Raw genomic sequence first — 13,602 nt, 5'->3', positions numbered from 1 at the left:
TTGAGGGGACCCCCCTGTTTTGGGCCGCGGAGCGGGTGTGTAAAGTACTTTCCGGTGGCCGCGAAGGACGCCGGGAGGCTTCGCCTAGTCTGGTCTATGGCGCCGCACTGCTAATGCGGTTGGGGGTTACGCCCCCTCCCGGGTTCAAATCCCGGAGCCTCCGCAAGGGAGTCGACCCCGATGGGGTAGGGTCCAACAATTGAACAGGCGCCCGTAGCTCAACGGATAGAGCATCTGACTACGGATCAGAAGGTTTGGGGTTCGAATCCCTACGGGCGCACGTCTGGTCGAGACAGCTCGAAGCCCCCCTCAGTTCGCTGAGCAGGGGCTTCTTGCTGTTCGGGTGGTCTCGCCGACGCTGCGATCGAGGCCGGCGGCGGAGCTTCGCCAGCCTCGCGCTGTTTCCCTGATCGGCAACCGGGGCGAGCGCGTCGGCATCGGCCCGGGAGGCCCCTTCGGCGCCCGTGATCCGCGCTCAGAGCCCTGCTGCGCGCAGCGCTTCGCCTGCGAGGCGGCGTGCCCGTTCGAACGGGGCCGAATCGAGGTCCAGCAGCAACGCGGTGATCGTGCCCTCGTAGATGACGACGATGTCCGCGGCGACCTGCTCGGGCTCGGGGATCCCGGCCTCGGCGACCAGTTCGGCGAGTCGCTGACCGAGCCGCCGCTTGTGCTCGGTGACGACCGCGAAGGCGGGATGCTCGGGGTTCGCGATCTCGACAGCTGCGTTGACCTGAGCCGGCTCGAAGGCCACAGCCAGAACTTCGAACCCGCCGACGTCATGGGCGACGACCTGCCCCGGTGGTCCAGCGCCTGCTCGAGAACCTCGCCCGAAGTTCCTTCGAGGAGACGAACGGGGAACAGCATAATTCGCGCGAATCGCCAATAGGGTGAATTATGCCCTACGGTGAGTCATCGAATGCGGCGCCCCATTTGCAATTTAGTTTCCAAACACAAACTTACGTATTTCCTGGTTGAGGGATCAACGGCGCCCGAATTCGCAGTCGCCAAGGAAACAGGTGGCCCTTCTCTCGATGCGTCGATGAATCATGGGGTTGCCCCATAAGGGGGACGGTGGACACAATCCGCAACCATGAATTACGACCCGCGCCAAGGCCCTCCGCCCCAGCAGGGCTATAGCCCGCATCCGCCGAATCATCCCGGTTATTACGAAGGGCCTCCGCCGGATCAGCGCCGCGACGACGGAGCGGAGACGATCGCCAACATCGTCCGGGTGGTCGTCGGTGTGGTGGTCGCGATCTTCGCGCTGCACGTGCTGTTCGTCGTGCTGGACGCGAACCAGGGCAACGGCTTCGTCTCGCTGATCTACACCCTGGCGCAGACCTTCGTGCTCGGCCTCGGGGACGTCTTCACCCCCGGCGACGAACTGCTCGGCGTCGTGCTCAACTACGCCCTCGCCGCGCTGGTCTGGGCCGTCGGCGGTCAGCTCATCATCAAGGCGCTTCGCCGCCGCTGATTTCTTCCCGCGCTTTCCGGAATCGGAGAATCCGCTCGCGGCGAGGTGGCGAGATCTTGGACGCGCGTTCGATTCTGCGGTGAACCGCAGCGGAGCCAGCGGGAGGGAAATCTTCCGCTTGAAATCCGGGTCGGACCTCCCGGCTCGAAAGACCCCTCTCCGGAGGGGTCTTTCTTCTTCTCGGCGCGTCGTGCGGCGGGCGTCGGCCCGAGTTGTCGACCCCGATGATCGCCGAGAGAATCCGCATCATGAGTTACCGGCCGCCGCGGGGGAACGACCCGTACGACGCGAACGATCCCTACCGGGACGGCTACCACGAGCCGTACCCGCGCCGGGACGACTACTACGACGGACGTTCGCCGGGCAGGCGGCGCGGTGACGGCCGCGAGACCGCCGCCAAAGTCGTCCGGATGGTGGTGGCCGTGGTCGTCATCATCTTCGCGCTGCACGTGCTGTTCGTCGTGCTGGACGCGAACCAGGGCAACGGCTTCGTCTCGCTGATCTACACCCTGGCGCAGACCTTCGTGCTCGGCCTCGGGGACGTCTTCACGCCCGACGACGCACTGCTGGGCGTGATCCTCAACTACGGCCTGGCCGCGCTGATCTGGTTCATCGTCGGGCAGTTCATCATCAAGCTGCTGCGCCGCGACTGACCGACCGGGGCGTCAGCCGTTCTCGCCCTTCTTCTCGTCCTCGCCCTTGCGCCCGTTGCCCTTGCCGTTGCCGTTGCCGTTGCCGTTGCCCTTGCCCTTGTCGCCCTCGTCCCTCTTCTCCTGCTCCTTCTCCTCCGGCTCTTCCCGCGGAGGTTCCGGTGCCGGTGGCGGGGGCGGCGGGGCGATGGTCTCGCTGTTGAGGACCCCATCGGTGTTGATGAGCGGGGTGCCGCGGCTGACGAGGATGCCCAGCTTGTGCAGCTCGCGGACGCGGGTGCCGTCGGTCAGGGTCTTCTCGATGCCGACCTGGACGGTGTTGCGCCCGACCGTCGTCGGGGCGGCGAAGACCGAGACCTCGGTCACCGGCCGCCAGGCGCTGTTGTACCGCTCCCGGCCCACGGCCTGCATCTCCGGTCCCAGGTGGGTCCAGGCGTTGCCGGTGTGCTCGGGCAGCAGGGCGTAGTAGTCGGCGACCAGCCGCTCCATCTGCGCGGGAGAGGCCGTGCGGTTCGCCCGCTGCTCCTGGCCGCCGGAGAGCAGCGAGATCAGCAGGATGCCGACGAGCAGCACGACCGCGGCCGCCGCACCGGCGAGCACGGGAAGCCTGCGGCGCCGCCGCGGTTCCGCGACGGGCCGGTTGTCCAGCTGCGTGCCGTTGCCCGCTGCGGCCACCGGTGCGTTCGGGGTGGTGTCGGCCGCGAGGGCGCTCATCGGCTGGGTCAGGTCCGCGTCGGTGGGCAGCGAACGTCCGGCCGCGGCGGCCTGCAGCGCTTCCCGGGCCTGCTGCGGGCCGGGGCGCTGCGCGGGGTCGGCGGCGAGCATCCGGTTGAGCACAGCGGTCAGCGGCCCCGCGGACTGCGGCGGGCGGATCTCGCCCCCGGCGACCTCGTGCAGCAGAGCGATCGAGTTCTCCGCGTCGTAGCCGAACGGCGGTTCGCCCTCGACGGCGGTGTAGAGCGTCGAGCCCAGGGAGTAGACGTCGGATCCCGGGGTCGGTGCCTGGCCGCGGGCGATCTCCGGAGCCAGGTAGGCCGGGGTGCCGGACAGGATGCCGGTCTTGGTGATCGCGATGTCGTCGGCCGCGTGCGAGATCCCGAAGTCGGTGATCTTCACGGTGCCGTCGTCGCCGATGAGCACGTTGGCCGGCTTGATGTCGCGGTGCACGATGCCCGCCTCGTGCGCCGCGGCCAGGGCCGCCGCGGCCTGCGCGCCGATGCTCGCGACCGCCTCCGGGGCCATCCGGTCCTGTTCGGCGAGGACGTCGGCGAGGCTGCGCGATGGCAAGTACTCCATCACCAGCACCGGCAGGCCGTCCTGCTCGGTGACGTCGTGCACCGCGATCGCGTTCGGGTGGTTGAGCCTGCCCGCGATGCGTCCTTCGCGCATGGCTCGTTGCCGCGCCTCCTCGGCGGCCGCCGGGTCGGCGGCCAGCACGGCGTGCAGCTCCTTGACGGCGACGCGGCGCTGCAGCAGCTCGTCGGTCGCCAGCCACACGACACCCATGCCGCCGCTGCCGAGCTGCTCCTCCAGCCGGTATCGGCCGGCGAGCAACGCCCCTAATTCGCTCACGTGCACCCTCCGCGGTCGACGTGCTTCCATCCTCCACGAAAGCAGGACCGCGCGGCCCGGGGGCGGCGGCTCAGTCGCGGCGGGACAACCGCTCGCCGACCTCGACCAGCCGTTCGCTGAGGCTGTCCGCGCAGTGCACGGTCAGCTGCGAGATCTTGCCGGACGCCTGCCGGGTGACGTTCCCGGCGAGTTCGGCGCTGTTCTGACCGATCTCGGCGGTCTTCGCGGCGGCTTGCTCGGTGAACTCGGCGACCGCGGCACCGGCTTGATCGACCCAGCCCGCGGCCCGGCCGGAGAACCGCGCGATCTGGTCGGATGCCTGGTCGCGGACCTGTCCGGCCAGTTCGCTGGTCTGCGTGCAGGCGGCGCCGACGGCCTTCGAGAACGCGTCCGGGACAGGCATGGCGAAGCTCCCTCGAGGCGGAAAGTATCTGTTACTAGACGTAACACCGTATCCGTCGCCGGAAACCACCCGCAACGCTGGCGGGGCCACAGTTTTGCCTAAAACTGTCCGGACAAAGCGGGCATAATCACGCTACAGTTTTAGGCAAAACTGTCAGACCGCCCACCCGCGCGACGGGCGGTGCCTCGACCGTCCGCTGCGCGGCCCGCGCCGGGCAGCGGGGGAGGGCGCGTTGCTGTGCTCCCGCGAGGAGGCCGCACGGGGGTTGCAGCTTCGGTGGGTGCGATGTCGGTTCGCGGGTTGCTCGCCGCCCAGCGGGCCGCGTTCGGCGGTGCCGGTTGAGCGTTGCTGATGGGGATTGGATGTGCTGGTCGCGGGATCGCTGGAATTCGGTCCGCGATCGTTCCCATTTCGCCTGATCGGTCATTTCCGGGAAGTGGATGAATTCGTTCGTTCAACGGACGCCGGTGCTCGAGGTGGCGGACTCGTGCGCGAAAAGATGGCGCGGGTGCGAATGATCGCATCCCGCGCCATCTCTTCTACGCCACCCGTCGGTGCGCCCGACGAGACCCCGCGTCGGGTCAGCCGTTGATGATGCCGGCGTTGATGACGTCCTGATCGTTCACCGTGGTGGTGGCCTGCCACCAGGAGTTGCACGAGTAGTAGACGCAGTGTTTGTGGCCGCCTTGGTCGTGGTGGCCGCCACCACCCGCGCTGGCCAGGCCTGCTCCCGCGAAGGCGAGGGGCAGGGTCAGGGCGCTAACAACAACGGCTCGAGACAGCGAACGCATGGGTTGCCTTCCTCTCAATTCGAAATGTCGGCGTATCGGCGGATCTGGCGGACCCGACTTTCCGTGCCGACTCATTTTCTACCGGCGCTCCGGAGCTGCTGCATTGCTGGACGTCGCCATTCACCGGAACGTGTCGCGCTCGCGTTATCAATTTCTTCGCGGGGCGGCGGCGGAAAAAATAAGAGCGGATACGCAATGGCTGCAATTCGAGACCCGAAAGAGTGGTTTGACCCATTCTGCTGGGGGCGGTTGGTTACGAGTGAGTGGTGGCGTCACGAATCGTGCACGGCAGGAGCCGCCGTACGGGGCATTCAGTCGTGGCGTGCGGACCGGCACGCCGCGACTACAGCAGCAGCGGGAGCTCTCGGATCCCGGTCATGTTCGGATTGGGCATGAACACCGGCGGGGCCTCGGGATCGGTGCGCAGGTCCGGAAACCGATCCATGATCAGGTTCAGCGCCACCCGGCCTTCCAGGCGGGCCAGCGGCGCGCCCACGCAGAAGTGGATGCCGCGTCCGAAGGCCAGGTGCGGGTTGGGATCCCGGGTGACGTCGAAGACGTCCGGGTCGGTGAACTGCCGCGGGTCCCGGTTGCCCGCCGCCAGCCACAGCAGCACCAGCTGATCAGCGCCGATGGTCTGGCCTGCGAGCTCGGTCTCCCGCGTGGTCGACCGCGCGGTGGCCGCGAACGGGCTCAGGAACCGCAGCGACTCCTCGATGGCCGAGGGCGTCAGCGAGCGGTCGGTCCGCACCCGGGCGAACTGCTCCGGGTGCGCGTCCAAGCACAGCAGCGTGTTGCCCAGCAGCATCGTCGTGGTGATGTGGCCCGCGACGAGCAGCACCAGGCCGAAGTTGGCGACCTCCTCGTCGGTGAGCCGCTGCCCGTCGACCTCGGCGCGCACCAGCTTCGACAGCAGGTCCTCGCGCGGCTTCGCCCGCCGCTCCCGGATGTGCTCGCGCAGGTAGTCGGTGAGCTGCTCGACGTCCTCGAGGGCCTTGGCCAGGTACTCCTCCTGCTCCGCGGCCCGCTCCTTGAGCGAGAACCGGTCGCTGGTGGTGAACATCGAGTCCACCCACTGCTTGAACAGGGTCCGGTCCGCCGCGGGCACCCCGAGCAGCTCGGCGATCACGATGACCGGCAGCGGGTAGGCCAGGTCCTCCACGAGCTCGGTCCGGCCGGACATCCCGTCCAGCAGCTCGTTGGTCAGCTCGGTGATGCGCGGCTCCAGATCGGCCACCACCTTCGGCGTGAACGCGTGGCTGACCAGCTTGCGCAGCTTCTGGTGCTCGGGCGGATCCAGCTGGGTGAGGACGCCCTCGCTGGGACGCTGGTCGGCGTTCGGCGTCAGGCGCTGGGAGTTCGAGGAGAACGTCGACGGATCGGTGATTGCCTGCTGGATCTCCGGGTAGCCGAAGACGTCCCAGACGCCGGTGGGCTCGTCGTAGCGGACCTTGTGCTCCGGCAGGCCCTCGCGCAGCCAGAACTGCGCCTCGTTGATTCCCCAGATGTCGGCGAGAGCGGTCATCGGTCCCCTCCTAGCGGGGTGGTCGGTAGATCCAGGTCCGGAACCTGGCGGTGAGCTCGTCGTAGAGCTCGGTGGTCCGGGCCGCCGCGTCGACCAGCGACGCGTGGTCCGGGGCGACGTCCGGTTCGAACGCTCGCCGGATCGTGTGCGACAGGGCATCGGCCTTGGTCGCGTCGTCGAGCTCGGCGTAGGCCGGGTTGATCTGATCGGTGATGAAGAATCCGGTCAGGGTGGCGTTGAGCGCCGCTTGCAGCTGCGGCACGTCGTCGCGGAGCAGCCCGCGATCGAGCAGCAGCCGGTAGTAGGTCTCGCTCGCGCCAGCGGTCTCCTCGTGGTGCGCCGAGCGCTTGAGGTTGCCGAGCAGTTCGGTGTCGCCGGTGACCACCGCGTGCAGCAGCGGGCTGCGCCGGGTCGCGAGGAAGACCAGCGGGTAGTACCGGTGCGGGCGGATGATCTCCGGTTCGGCGCGCAGCGCTGCGGTGAGTTCGGCGAACAGGCCCAGCGACTCGCGTAGGACCAGCGACTCGAACAGCTGCTCCTTGGTGGGCCAGTGCAGGTAGACGGTGCCCTTGCCGATCTCGGCGCGGCGGGCGACGTCCTCGATGGTCACCTTGCGGTAGCCCAGCTTGATCAGGAGCTCGCCGGCCGCGTCGAGGATGCGGTCGGCGCGGCCGATCGGCTGGGTCATGGCTGCCTCCGTGACTCTCTGACCGAATATGCGAATTCGGTCACGTGGTCAAACCGACGGTAGCGCTCAGACGTATCGGGCAAAAGGGGTGTCGCCTGGAAGGGCTAAATGCGCCCGGTCACCGGCGCTTCCACCGAGCGGTGATCCGGAGGTCGACTTAGGTTGTGGGCTGCGCTGACCGCAGGACCTTCACGCGGAGGTCCGGAGAGGAGCACCATGGGTCTCGAGAACTTCAAGGACAAGCTGTCCGAGCACGGCGACAAGGTCGGCGAGGGCGTGGACAAGGCCGCCGACGCGGCCAAGGAGAAGTTCGGCCACGAGGACAAGATCGACCAGGCCAAGGAGAAGGGCAAGGAGTTCCTCGGCGCTGGAAACGACCAGCAGGAGTCCGGCCAGCAAGAGGAACCCGGCCAGCAGCAGTAACAACCGAACATCGCCGCTCCGGCCCACGCTGGCGCCCGGGACCAGCTGAGGGCCGTCCCGACCAGTGGCCGGAGCGGGCAATGGAGAGGTCGCCGCTATGCACACGGCGACCTCTCTTAAGTGTTGGGCTCGTTCTGCGTGACGGTGCGGGGAGGGGAACGTGACACGCCGTGTGGCTGCGGGATCCGCTCAACCCACGCGGCGTCGCGGCCGTCCTCGCCGCACGACGTGTCAGAACCCCCGGCGGTGCGGGTTGCCGAGGTGGGCCAACGGCTTCGCCGTTGCGGGCCGCTGCTCAGGTGCTCGTCCTGCTTGTCGGCCTCGACTTGGGTCGTTTTCCCTCTCGGGTTCGCCGTTGGGGTTGGGCAATCGCAGTTTTGCCCGGTTCGTTCGGTGGCCGGTTCCGAACCCGTTTCGCTTGGTGGGAACCCCACCGGCCGTCAGGCCACCGGGACCTCGATCGTGGCTTCGTCCTCGGTCACGTCCGTGACCCGGCCGCCGAGCTCGCCCAGCTCGCGCAAGCGGAACAGGGCGTTCTCCCCGAGGGCGACCGCGGAGGTCTCCCGGGTGTCGGTGTCCAGCTCCTCGAGCGAGATGCGGGCCTGATGGCCGGCGTCCACGGTCGATTTCAACCCGCCGGTGGAGGCCAGCGAACCGCGAGCCGCGCCGAGCCTGCCCAGGGCGTCGTCCAGGGCGTCGAGCAGAGCGGGCTTGTTGCCCTCGGTCATGGCCTGCACCAGCTCGGGCGGGCTGCCCGCGACTCGCGTGCCGTCCCGGAACGACCCGGCGGCCAGCGACAGCGCGAGCGGCCCCCCGTCGGCGCCGACCGCGGCCAGCACTGCGGCGAACATGTGCGGCAGGTGCGAGATCCGGGCGGCCGCGTCGTCGTGCGCTGCGGCGGAGGTCGGAACCACGTGCGCGCCGCAGTCCAGGGCGAGCCGGGCGGCCTCCCGCCACGCCTGCAGCGGCGTGCGCTCCTCGATGGTCACCGCCCACGCGGCCCCGGAGAACAGCTCGGCGGAACCGGCGAGGAAGCCGGACTCCGCCAGCCCCGCCATCGGGTGACCACCCGCGTAGCGGGCGGTCGGGACCTGCTTGCGGACCTCGTTCTCGACGGCGTCCTTGACGCTGACCACATCGGTGAGCAGCGCGTGCGGTGCGTTGGCCGCGACCTGGCGCAACACGCCCTGCATCGCGGTCAGCGGCGTGGCGAGCACGATCAGCGCGTCCTCGTCGGCCGCCCTGCGCAGCGCGGCCTCGGTCGCGAGCACTTCGAAACCGGCTCGCCCGGCAGCCGCGGAGTCCTCCTCGTCGATCGTCGCGCCCCAAGCGGGGCGGCCGACCGCAGCAGCTGCTCGCAGCACCGAGCCACCGATGAGTCCCAGTCCGATCACGCACACGGCACGCATCCGTCCATCGTGCCCGATGGACCCCGCTCGCACGCACCCGGTAGAGCGCCGAAACGCCCCCAGTTGGTTATGACAGACGCAATAGTGCTTTCGGGTGGGGTTCGTACGCTCTACGGTGTCGTTATGACGGTGCAGGAACCGGTCGCGGGCTTCGCGGTCGCTGTCGTCCGGGAGGACGGGCGCTGGCGTTGCAGTGCAATGGACAACGCGGTGCTGACCGGTCTGGACGCCGCTATCACCGCATTGCGCGAGCTGCGGTCCCCGGGCGCGGTATTCGGAATGTGCAATGTGGACGACGAGTTCTTCGTGCTGATCCGTCCGGTGCCCGGCGGGGTGGACCTGCTGCTCTCGGACGCGGCAGCGGCGCTGGACTACGACATCGCGGCCGACGTGCTGGATCTGCTGCGCGTCGATCCGCCGGACGAGGACGACGAGGAGGTCTGGCCGGAGGGCAACCTGGCGGTGCTGACCGACCTCGGCATCCCGGAGGGCGAGCTGCTGGTCATCATCGAGGAAGTGGACCTCTACCCGGACGAGCAGCTGGAGATGATCGCCCAGCGCTGCGGGTTCGGCGAGGACTTCGCGCAGATGATGGAGAAGCTCTACCGGTGAACATCGCACGGGCCCGCGCCGGCGACGAAGCGCTGGTGCGGGCCGCACTGCGCGCCGCCGAAGCCGCACCGTCCACAGGGGATGTCCCGATCGGCGCGGTGGTGCTCGACCCCGACGGCCAGGTGCTGGCCGAGGCGCACAACCAGCGCGAGGCCCTCGGTGACCCGACCGCGCACGCCGAGGTCCTGGCCCTGCGCGAGGCTGCCAAGCGGCACGGCGACGGCTGGCGGCTGGAGGACTGCACCCTCGCGGTCACCGTCGAGCCCTGCACGATGTGCGCGGGCGCGCTGGTGCTCGCGCGCGTGGCGCGGGTGGTCTTCGGCGTCTGGGAGCCGCGCACCGGCGCGGTCGGCTCGCTGTGGGACGTGGTCAGGGACCGGCGCCTCAACCACCGCCCAGAGGTCGTGGGCGGCGTCCTGGCCGACGAGTGCGCGGCCGTGCTGGAGGACTTCTTCGGCGCCCAGCGCGACCCAGGACGGCGGTAAGCCCCACGCTGGCCCGGGGTGCCCGGGATGACCAGGAACGAAGCCGTGATGGGGACCCCCCTTCAGCGGGCCGGGTACCCGGATGTGTAGCCTTTTCGGCGGTAGCGTGTCCGAGCGGCCTAAGGAGCGCGCCTCGAAAGCGCGTGAGGTGAGAGCCTCCGTGGGTTCGAATCCCACCGCTACCGCTCGCAAGGGCCGGCCCACTCGGGGCCGGCCCTTTTTGCGTCTCATCGGCCCGCTCAGGGGGAGCCAAGACTCCTGCCCGACCGTCGCCACCGTCGTGCTTACCGATCGGTCGGCTAGAAGCGGTTGCCAACCTGGTCCGCGATCGAGAACACCAGCTTCGATCGGCTGGTCTCGGGTCTCGTGGTCCGCTCCGGAGCACGTCGTCCGAACGGGGACGAAGACCCTGCTTCGGCATCAGCGGAAGGCTCTCGATGCTGTCCGGGACGGCTTCGAGCAACATGATCGAGGAAAGCCGGAACGCGCGCGGCAGCCGCTCGACGCTCGGACGGATCATCGACCGCTACTACATCAAGACGGACAAGCCGTCGGGCATCGTCAACGACCCGAACGGCTGGTCGCGAGAGGTAGGCGACCCGCGCCATATCCTCCACCTGGTCGCGCGCGTGACGACCGCGTCGGTGGAGACGATGCGGATCGTCGACCCGCTCCCGCCGCTGGACATCGTTGAGCCCGTCGAGAAGTAGACGAGCGGTCCCGGCGAAAACGATCGGACGGGACCGCCCTCATGACCTGTCCCGTACATGTCCTGGGCCGCTTTCGCGTTGCTCGCTTCATGCCGTCTTCGTTGCGCGGGCTCGCGGATTTTGCCCCTCGGGCCCGATCTGACTTGTAAGGTCCGCTGCAACTGCAAGACATTGCTGTGAAGGATGTGTGCGATGGGGTTCGGTCGGCGTTCGCCGGATGACTGGGACGAGGACGACGAGGGCGATTTGTGGCTGGTCGGCTCCGGTGATCCGTCGCCGCGGAGCGACCCGCCGGAGCCGGAACATGCCGATGTCGTGACCGGAACTGACCCAGCCGGCGCCGTGACCGTCGCGGCGACACCAGAGGCCGAGGTCGTGGCGGTCACCCTGGCCGAGGACTGGAAACGCCGCATCGATCCCCGGGCCTTGCATTCGGCGGTGGTCACCGCCGCCAACGCCGCCACGGCGCAGGCTCTCGCCCGGCGACTGGAGACGACCGACCTCGGGGCTGCCGCGCCTCAACCGGCCGCGCAGCAGGACGACTCGCCCCTGACCCGTCAGGACGTGACTCGTTTGCTGGACGCCGTTACCGCCGACTTGGGCGCGTTCACCCAGCGGTTGTCCAAGGTCGTCGATCAACCGGTCACCGCCGAAAGCCCGGGGCGCAACGTTTCCGGCTCGGCGCAGCGTGGACAGGTTCTCCGGCTCGGGATCGACCCCGCATGGGCCTCGGCCGCCCGCAACACCGAGATCGAAGCCGAGATCAAGGCCGTCCTGGCCGAGCTGCGTTCGAAATCCACTCCGCAGGATCTCGCAGGCGGTCCGCGCAGCCGCGCGATCGACGAGCTCAACGCACTGGCCTCGGAGCCGCAGCGCCTGCTGAGGCGACTCGGCCTGCCGTCCTGAAGGCGACTACCCGAAGGGAACGACCGATGAGTGACGGCATCACCGTCGCGTTGGAAGCGATGCGCTCCGATGCGACCACCTGGAAAAACGCGTCTGATGATCTGGGCGCTCCGCAGGAGGCGGTGACGACGCTGCGCATCGACCCGACGGCCTTCTCGATGTGGGCGGTCGAGCGTGGGATCGATCAGACCTATGACGACGCGCGCAGCGCGCTGGAAAGGATGCTCGAGGAGGCCGCGGACTACTTCGCCCAGATCAGCAGCGACCTCACCCAGGCCGCGGCGCAGTACGAACGCGATGACGAGCAGGGCAAACACGACATCGAGAACGCCTACTGACCTGAGAGGTGGATCATGGGCGACTCGCTCGTGTCCGAAGTCAATGACAAGGCCGACGAACTCACGGTCAAGATCGATGAGTTCTTCGCGCAGGTCAACGAAATGATTTCCTGGGTGCCAGCCCCGTTCACGGACTTGATCGAACCGATCGAGCAGGGCATGCGAGAGCTGCGGGTGAAGGTCCAGGAATTCTGGAAGCCGATCAACGAGTTCATCGACCAGCTCGGCGACCCAGACCGGCTGCGCGAGGTGAGCGACCAGTGGGCGACCGCCGTCGGGGACAAGCTCGGCGACATCGCCGGTGACATCAATCTGCAGCGGCTCAAGGCCAACATCGAATGGAGCGGACCTGCCGCCGAGGCCTACAAGGCCCTCGTTCCCGCCCAAAGCGACGGTCTTACCTCCATCAAAGACGTGGCGATGCAACTGCGGACCTCGTTGAACAGCCTCGCCAACGCCATCGATGCGTTCCTGCTGGCGATCAGCGTCGCGTTCGGTGTCTTCATCGTCGGCGCCGTCGGAGCCATCGCTGCGGCGTGCACTGTGGTCGGCACGCCCGCTGCCATCGCCGCGATCGCCACTGCGGCCGGAGTCTCCATCGGGCTGGTCACCACCGCGATCATCTCGATGAACAGCTTCGCCGACACCATCGAAACCGAACAGACCGGCATCAAGCAGAAGGTCACCGATCTCGGTGACACGTGGTCGCGCTCCACCCACGATCTCGGAGACGGGAGCGTCAGCGACGGCGACCGCACGGAATGGAGCGTCCCGGAATGACCACGCACGATCCGAACCAGCGGTACGTCTACATCGGAGCGGACGCCACGCGCGACATCCGCTCTCGCGTGAAGCCACTGGGCACGGTGCTTCTCCTGCTGTCGCTGATCACTGCCGCTCTGATCGTCGGCCTGGCTGCGGGCCTGATGTCCTCGGCCGGTATGACAGCCATATTCCCCCTCATGCTCGGTGGTATCTCGGTCTTCTTCGCCTTTCTGACCACCCTCACGCTGACGATGGTGGGGCGCACGGCGAGGGCGGACGGCTGGTTCAACACGGTCGAGGTCTGGCAGCTCCGCCGGATGCGCATCGTGTTCACCAGCTCGATCCTGGTGCTGACCCTGCTGGCCGAACTGCTGCTCGCGGCAGTCGTCGCCACTGCGGACAGGGCCACCCCGGTCCCGGCCTTCACGTACTTCCTGCTGCTCGCCGTTCCGGTCGTGCTGGCGCTCGTCGCGACGCGACGTGGTAACCGGGCAGTCCGAACCAGTGAGTGAGTCCTCCCCAACCGGCCGGCTCGTTGTGCGGCTGACCCGCGAACGCGAAAGAGCCCCGAACCTGGTGGTTCGGGGCTCTTTCGCTCGAGCGGAGGATACGGGATTCGAACCCGTGAGGGCTATTAACCCAACACGATTTCCAATCGTGCGCCTTAGGCCGCTCGGCCAATCCTCCGCGAAGAAGCGTAGCAGTACGGATTTCGGGCTTCGGAGAGGGGGCGCGCGGCGAGCGGCGCGGCGGCCGCTGCGGACCGGTCGGTGGCGGTTCGCGGTCCGGTTCCGGACCCCGATCGGGTGTCGAGCCCGATGACCTGCGGTTCCCGTCTCGTGGAGGGGGGC

At 68.3% G+C, this 13,602-nt stretch carries 17 protein-coding genes and 4 tRNA genes; 13 read left to right on the top strand and 8 right to left on the bottom strand.

The genetic code is table 11. The features are described from left to right. The first annotated feature begins 73 nt into the window (after window positions 1-73). Together ABD289_RS03190 and ABD289_RS03185 are read left to right on the top strand one after the other, a co-directional pair. Window positions 74-163 (top strand) — tRNA-Ser (locus ABD289_RS03190). 44 nt (window positions 164-207) lie between these two features. Then, window positions 208-280, top strand: a tRNA-Arg gene (locus ABD289_RS03185). A 195-nt stretch (window positions 281-475) separates the two neighbouring features. Here the strand turns inward: ABD289_RS03185 and ABD289_RS03180 are convergent. Then, on the bottom strand, window positions 476-751 hold the full coding sequence (locus ABD289_RS03180; protein WP_344126314.1) for a hypothetical protein: 276 nt from the start codon (window positions 749-751) through the stop codon (window positions 476-478). A 339-nt stretch (window positions 752-1,090) separates the two neighbouring features. Here ABD289_RS03180 and ABD289_RS03175 point away from each other — a divergent pair, with 339 nt between their 5' ends. Next, complete coding sequence (locus tag ABD289_RS03175; RefSeq protein WP_344126312.1) at window positions 1,091-1,474, top strand: hypothetical protein; 384 nt, start codon at window positions 1,091-1,093, stop codon at window positions 1,472-1,474. 248 nt (window positions 1,475-1,722) lie between these two features. Then, on the top strand, window positions 1,723-2,127 hold the full coding sequence (locus tag ABD289_RS03170; protein ID WP_344126310.1) for a hypothetical protein: 405 nt from the start codon (window positions 1,723-1,725) through the stop codon (window positions 2,125-2,127). Between the two features lie 12 nt (window positions 2,128-2,139). Here ABD289_RS03170 and ABD289_RS03165 read toward each other — a convergent pair whose 3' ends face one another. From ABD289_RS03165 to ABD289_RS03145, 5 genes are all read right to left on the bottom strand, one after another. Then, a complete protein-coding gene (locus ABD289_RS03165; protein ID WP_344126308.1) occupies window positions 2,140-3,696 on the bottom strand; it encodes a serine/threonine-protein kinase in 1,557 nt (518 codons plus the stop codon). 70 nt (window positions 3,697-3,766) lie between these two features. Next, window positions 3,767-4,099, bottom strand: a complete 333-nt coding sequence (locus tag ABD289_RS03160; protein ID WP_344126306.1) for a hypothetical protein — start codon at window positions 4,097-4,099, stop codon at window positions 3,767-3,769. 581 nt (window positions 4,100-4,680) lie between these two features. Beyond that, window positions 4,681-4,890: a hypothetical protein gene (locus ABD289_RS03155; protein WP_344126304.1), complete on the bottom strand. Its 210-nt coding sequence runs from the start codon at window positions 4,888-4,890 to the stop codon at window positions 4,681-4,683. A gap of 343 nt (window positions 4,891-5,233) precedes the next feature. Continuing rightward, window positions 5,234-6,415: a cytochrome P450 gene (locus ABD289_RS03150; RefSeq protein WP_344126302.1), complete on the bottom strand. Its 1,182-nt coding sequence runs from the start codon at window positions 6,413-6,415 to the stop codon at window positions 5,234-5,236. A gap of 10 nt (window positions 6,416-6,425) precedes the next feature. Further along, window positions 6,426-7,103: a TetR/AcrR family transcriptional regulator gene (locus ABD289_RS03145; RefSeq protein ID WP_344126300.1), complete on the bottom strand. Its 678-nt coding sequence runs from the start codon at window positions 7,101-7,103 to the stop codon at window positions 6,426-6,428. 216 nt (window positions 7,104-7,319) lie between these two features. Here ABD289_RS03145 and ABD289_RS03140 point away from each other — a divergent pair, with 216 nt between their 5' ends. Next, a complete protein-coding gene (locus tag ABD289_RS03140) occupies window positions 7,320-7,526 on the top strand; it encodes an antitoxin (RefSeq protein WP_344126298.1) in 207 nt (68 codons plus the stop codon). A 440-nt stretch (window positions 7,527-7,966) separates the two neighbouring features. On the opposite strand, the gene ABD289_RS03135 is transcribed toward ABD289_RS03140, so the two are convergent. Next, on the bottom strand, window positions 7,967-8,935 hold the full coding sequence (locus ABD289_RS03135) for a prephenate dehydrogenase (protein ID WP_344126296.1): 969 nt from the start codon (window positions 8,933-8,935) through the stop codon (window positions 7,967-7,969). Window positions 8,936-9,058: 123 nt separating this feature from the next. Between ABD289_RS03135 and ABD289_RS03130 the strand changes: the two genes are divergently transcribed. The 8 genes from ABD289_RS03130 (at window position 9,059) to ABD289_RS03095 (ending at window position 13,263) form a co-directional block, all read left to right on the top strand. Continuing rightward, the gene (locus tag ABD289_RS03130) at window positions 9,059-9,547 is read left to right on the top strand and encodes a tRNA adenosine deaminase-associated protein (protein ID WP_344126294.1); all 489 of its coding nucleotides are present in this window, start codon (window positions 9,059-9,061) and stop codon (window positions 9,545-9,547) included. Next, the gene (tadA, locus tag ABD289_RS03125; protein ID WP_344126292.1) at window positions 9,544-10,032 is read left to right on the top strand and encodes a tRNA adenosine(34) deaminase TadA; all 489 of its coding nucleotides are present in this window, start codon (window positions 9,544-9,546) and stop codon (window positions 10,030-10,032) included. The genes ABD289_RS03130 and tadA overlap by 4 nt, the downstream gene beginning before the upstream one ends. A 100-nt stretch (window positions 10,033-10,132) precedes the next feature. Then, window positions 10,133-10,217: transfer RNA gene (locus ABD289_RS03120), tRNA-Ser, on the top strand. Between the two features lie 252 nt (window positions 10,218-10,469). Next, window positions 10,470-10,742 (top strand): hypothetical protein, encoded by a 273-nt coding sequence (locus ABD289_RS03115; protein WP_344126290.1) that lies wholly within the window; start codon window positions 10,470-10,472, stop codon window positions 10,740-10,742. Between the two features lie 192 nt (window positions 10,743-10,934). Continuing rightward, complete coding sequence (locus tag ABD289_RS03110) at window positions 10,935-11,648, top strand: YbaB/EbfC family nucleoid-associated protein (RefSeq protein ID WP_344126288.1); 714 nt, start codon at window positions 10,935-10,937, stop codon at window positions 11,646-11,648. A gap of 26 nt (window positions 11,649-11,674) precedes the next feature. Beyond that, window positions 11,675-11,986: a type VII secretion target gene (locus tag ABD289_RS03105; protein ID WP_344126286.1), complete on the top strand. Its 312-nt coding sequence runs from the start codon at window positions 11,675-11,677 to the stop codon at window positions 11,984-11,986. A gap of 15 nt (window positions 11,987-12,001) precedes the next feature. Then, a complete protein-coding gene (locus tag ABD289_RS03100; protein ID WP_344126284.1) occupies window positions 12,002-12,766 on the top strand; it encodes a WXG100 family type VII secretion target in 765 nt (254 codons plus the stop codon). Beyond that, complete coding sequence (locus ABD289_RS03095) at window positions 12,763-13,263, top strand: hypothetical protein (protein WP_344126282.1); 501 nt, start codon at window positions 12,763-12,765, stop codon at window positions 13,261-13,263. Before ABD289_RS03100 ends, ABD289_RS03095 begins: the two co-directional genes overlap by 4 nt. Window positions 13,264-13,352: 89 nt before the next feature. On the opposite strand, the gene ABD289_RS03090 is transcribed toward ABD289_RS03095, so the two are convergent. Beyond that, window positions 13,353-13,438, bottom strand: a tRNA-Ser gene (locus ABD289_RS03090). Window positions 13,439-13,602 lie beyond the last annotated feature (164 nt).

This window comes from Saccharopolyspora halophila (assembly GCF_039531955.1).
In the GTDB taxonomy this organism is placed as follows: domain Bacteria; phylum Actinomycetota; class Actinomycetes; order Mycobacteriales; family Pseudonocardiaceae; genus Saccharopolyspora; species Saccharopolyspora halophila.
This window is presented reverse-complemented; position numbering and strand designations above follow the sequence as displayed.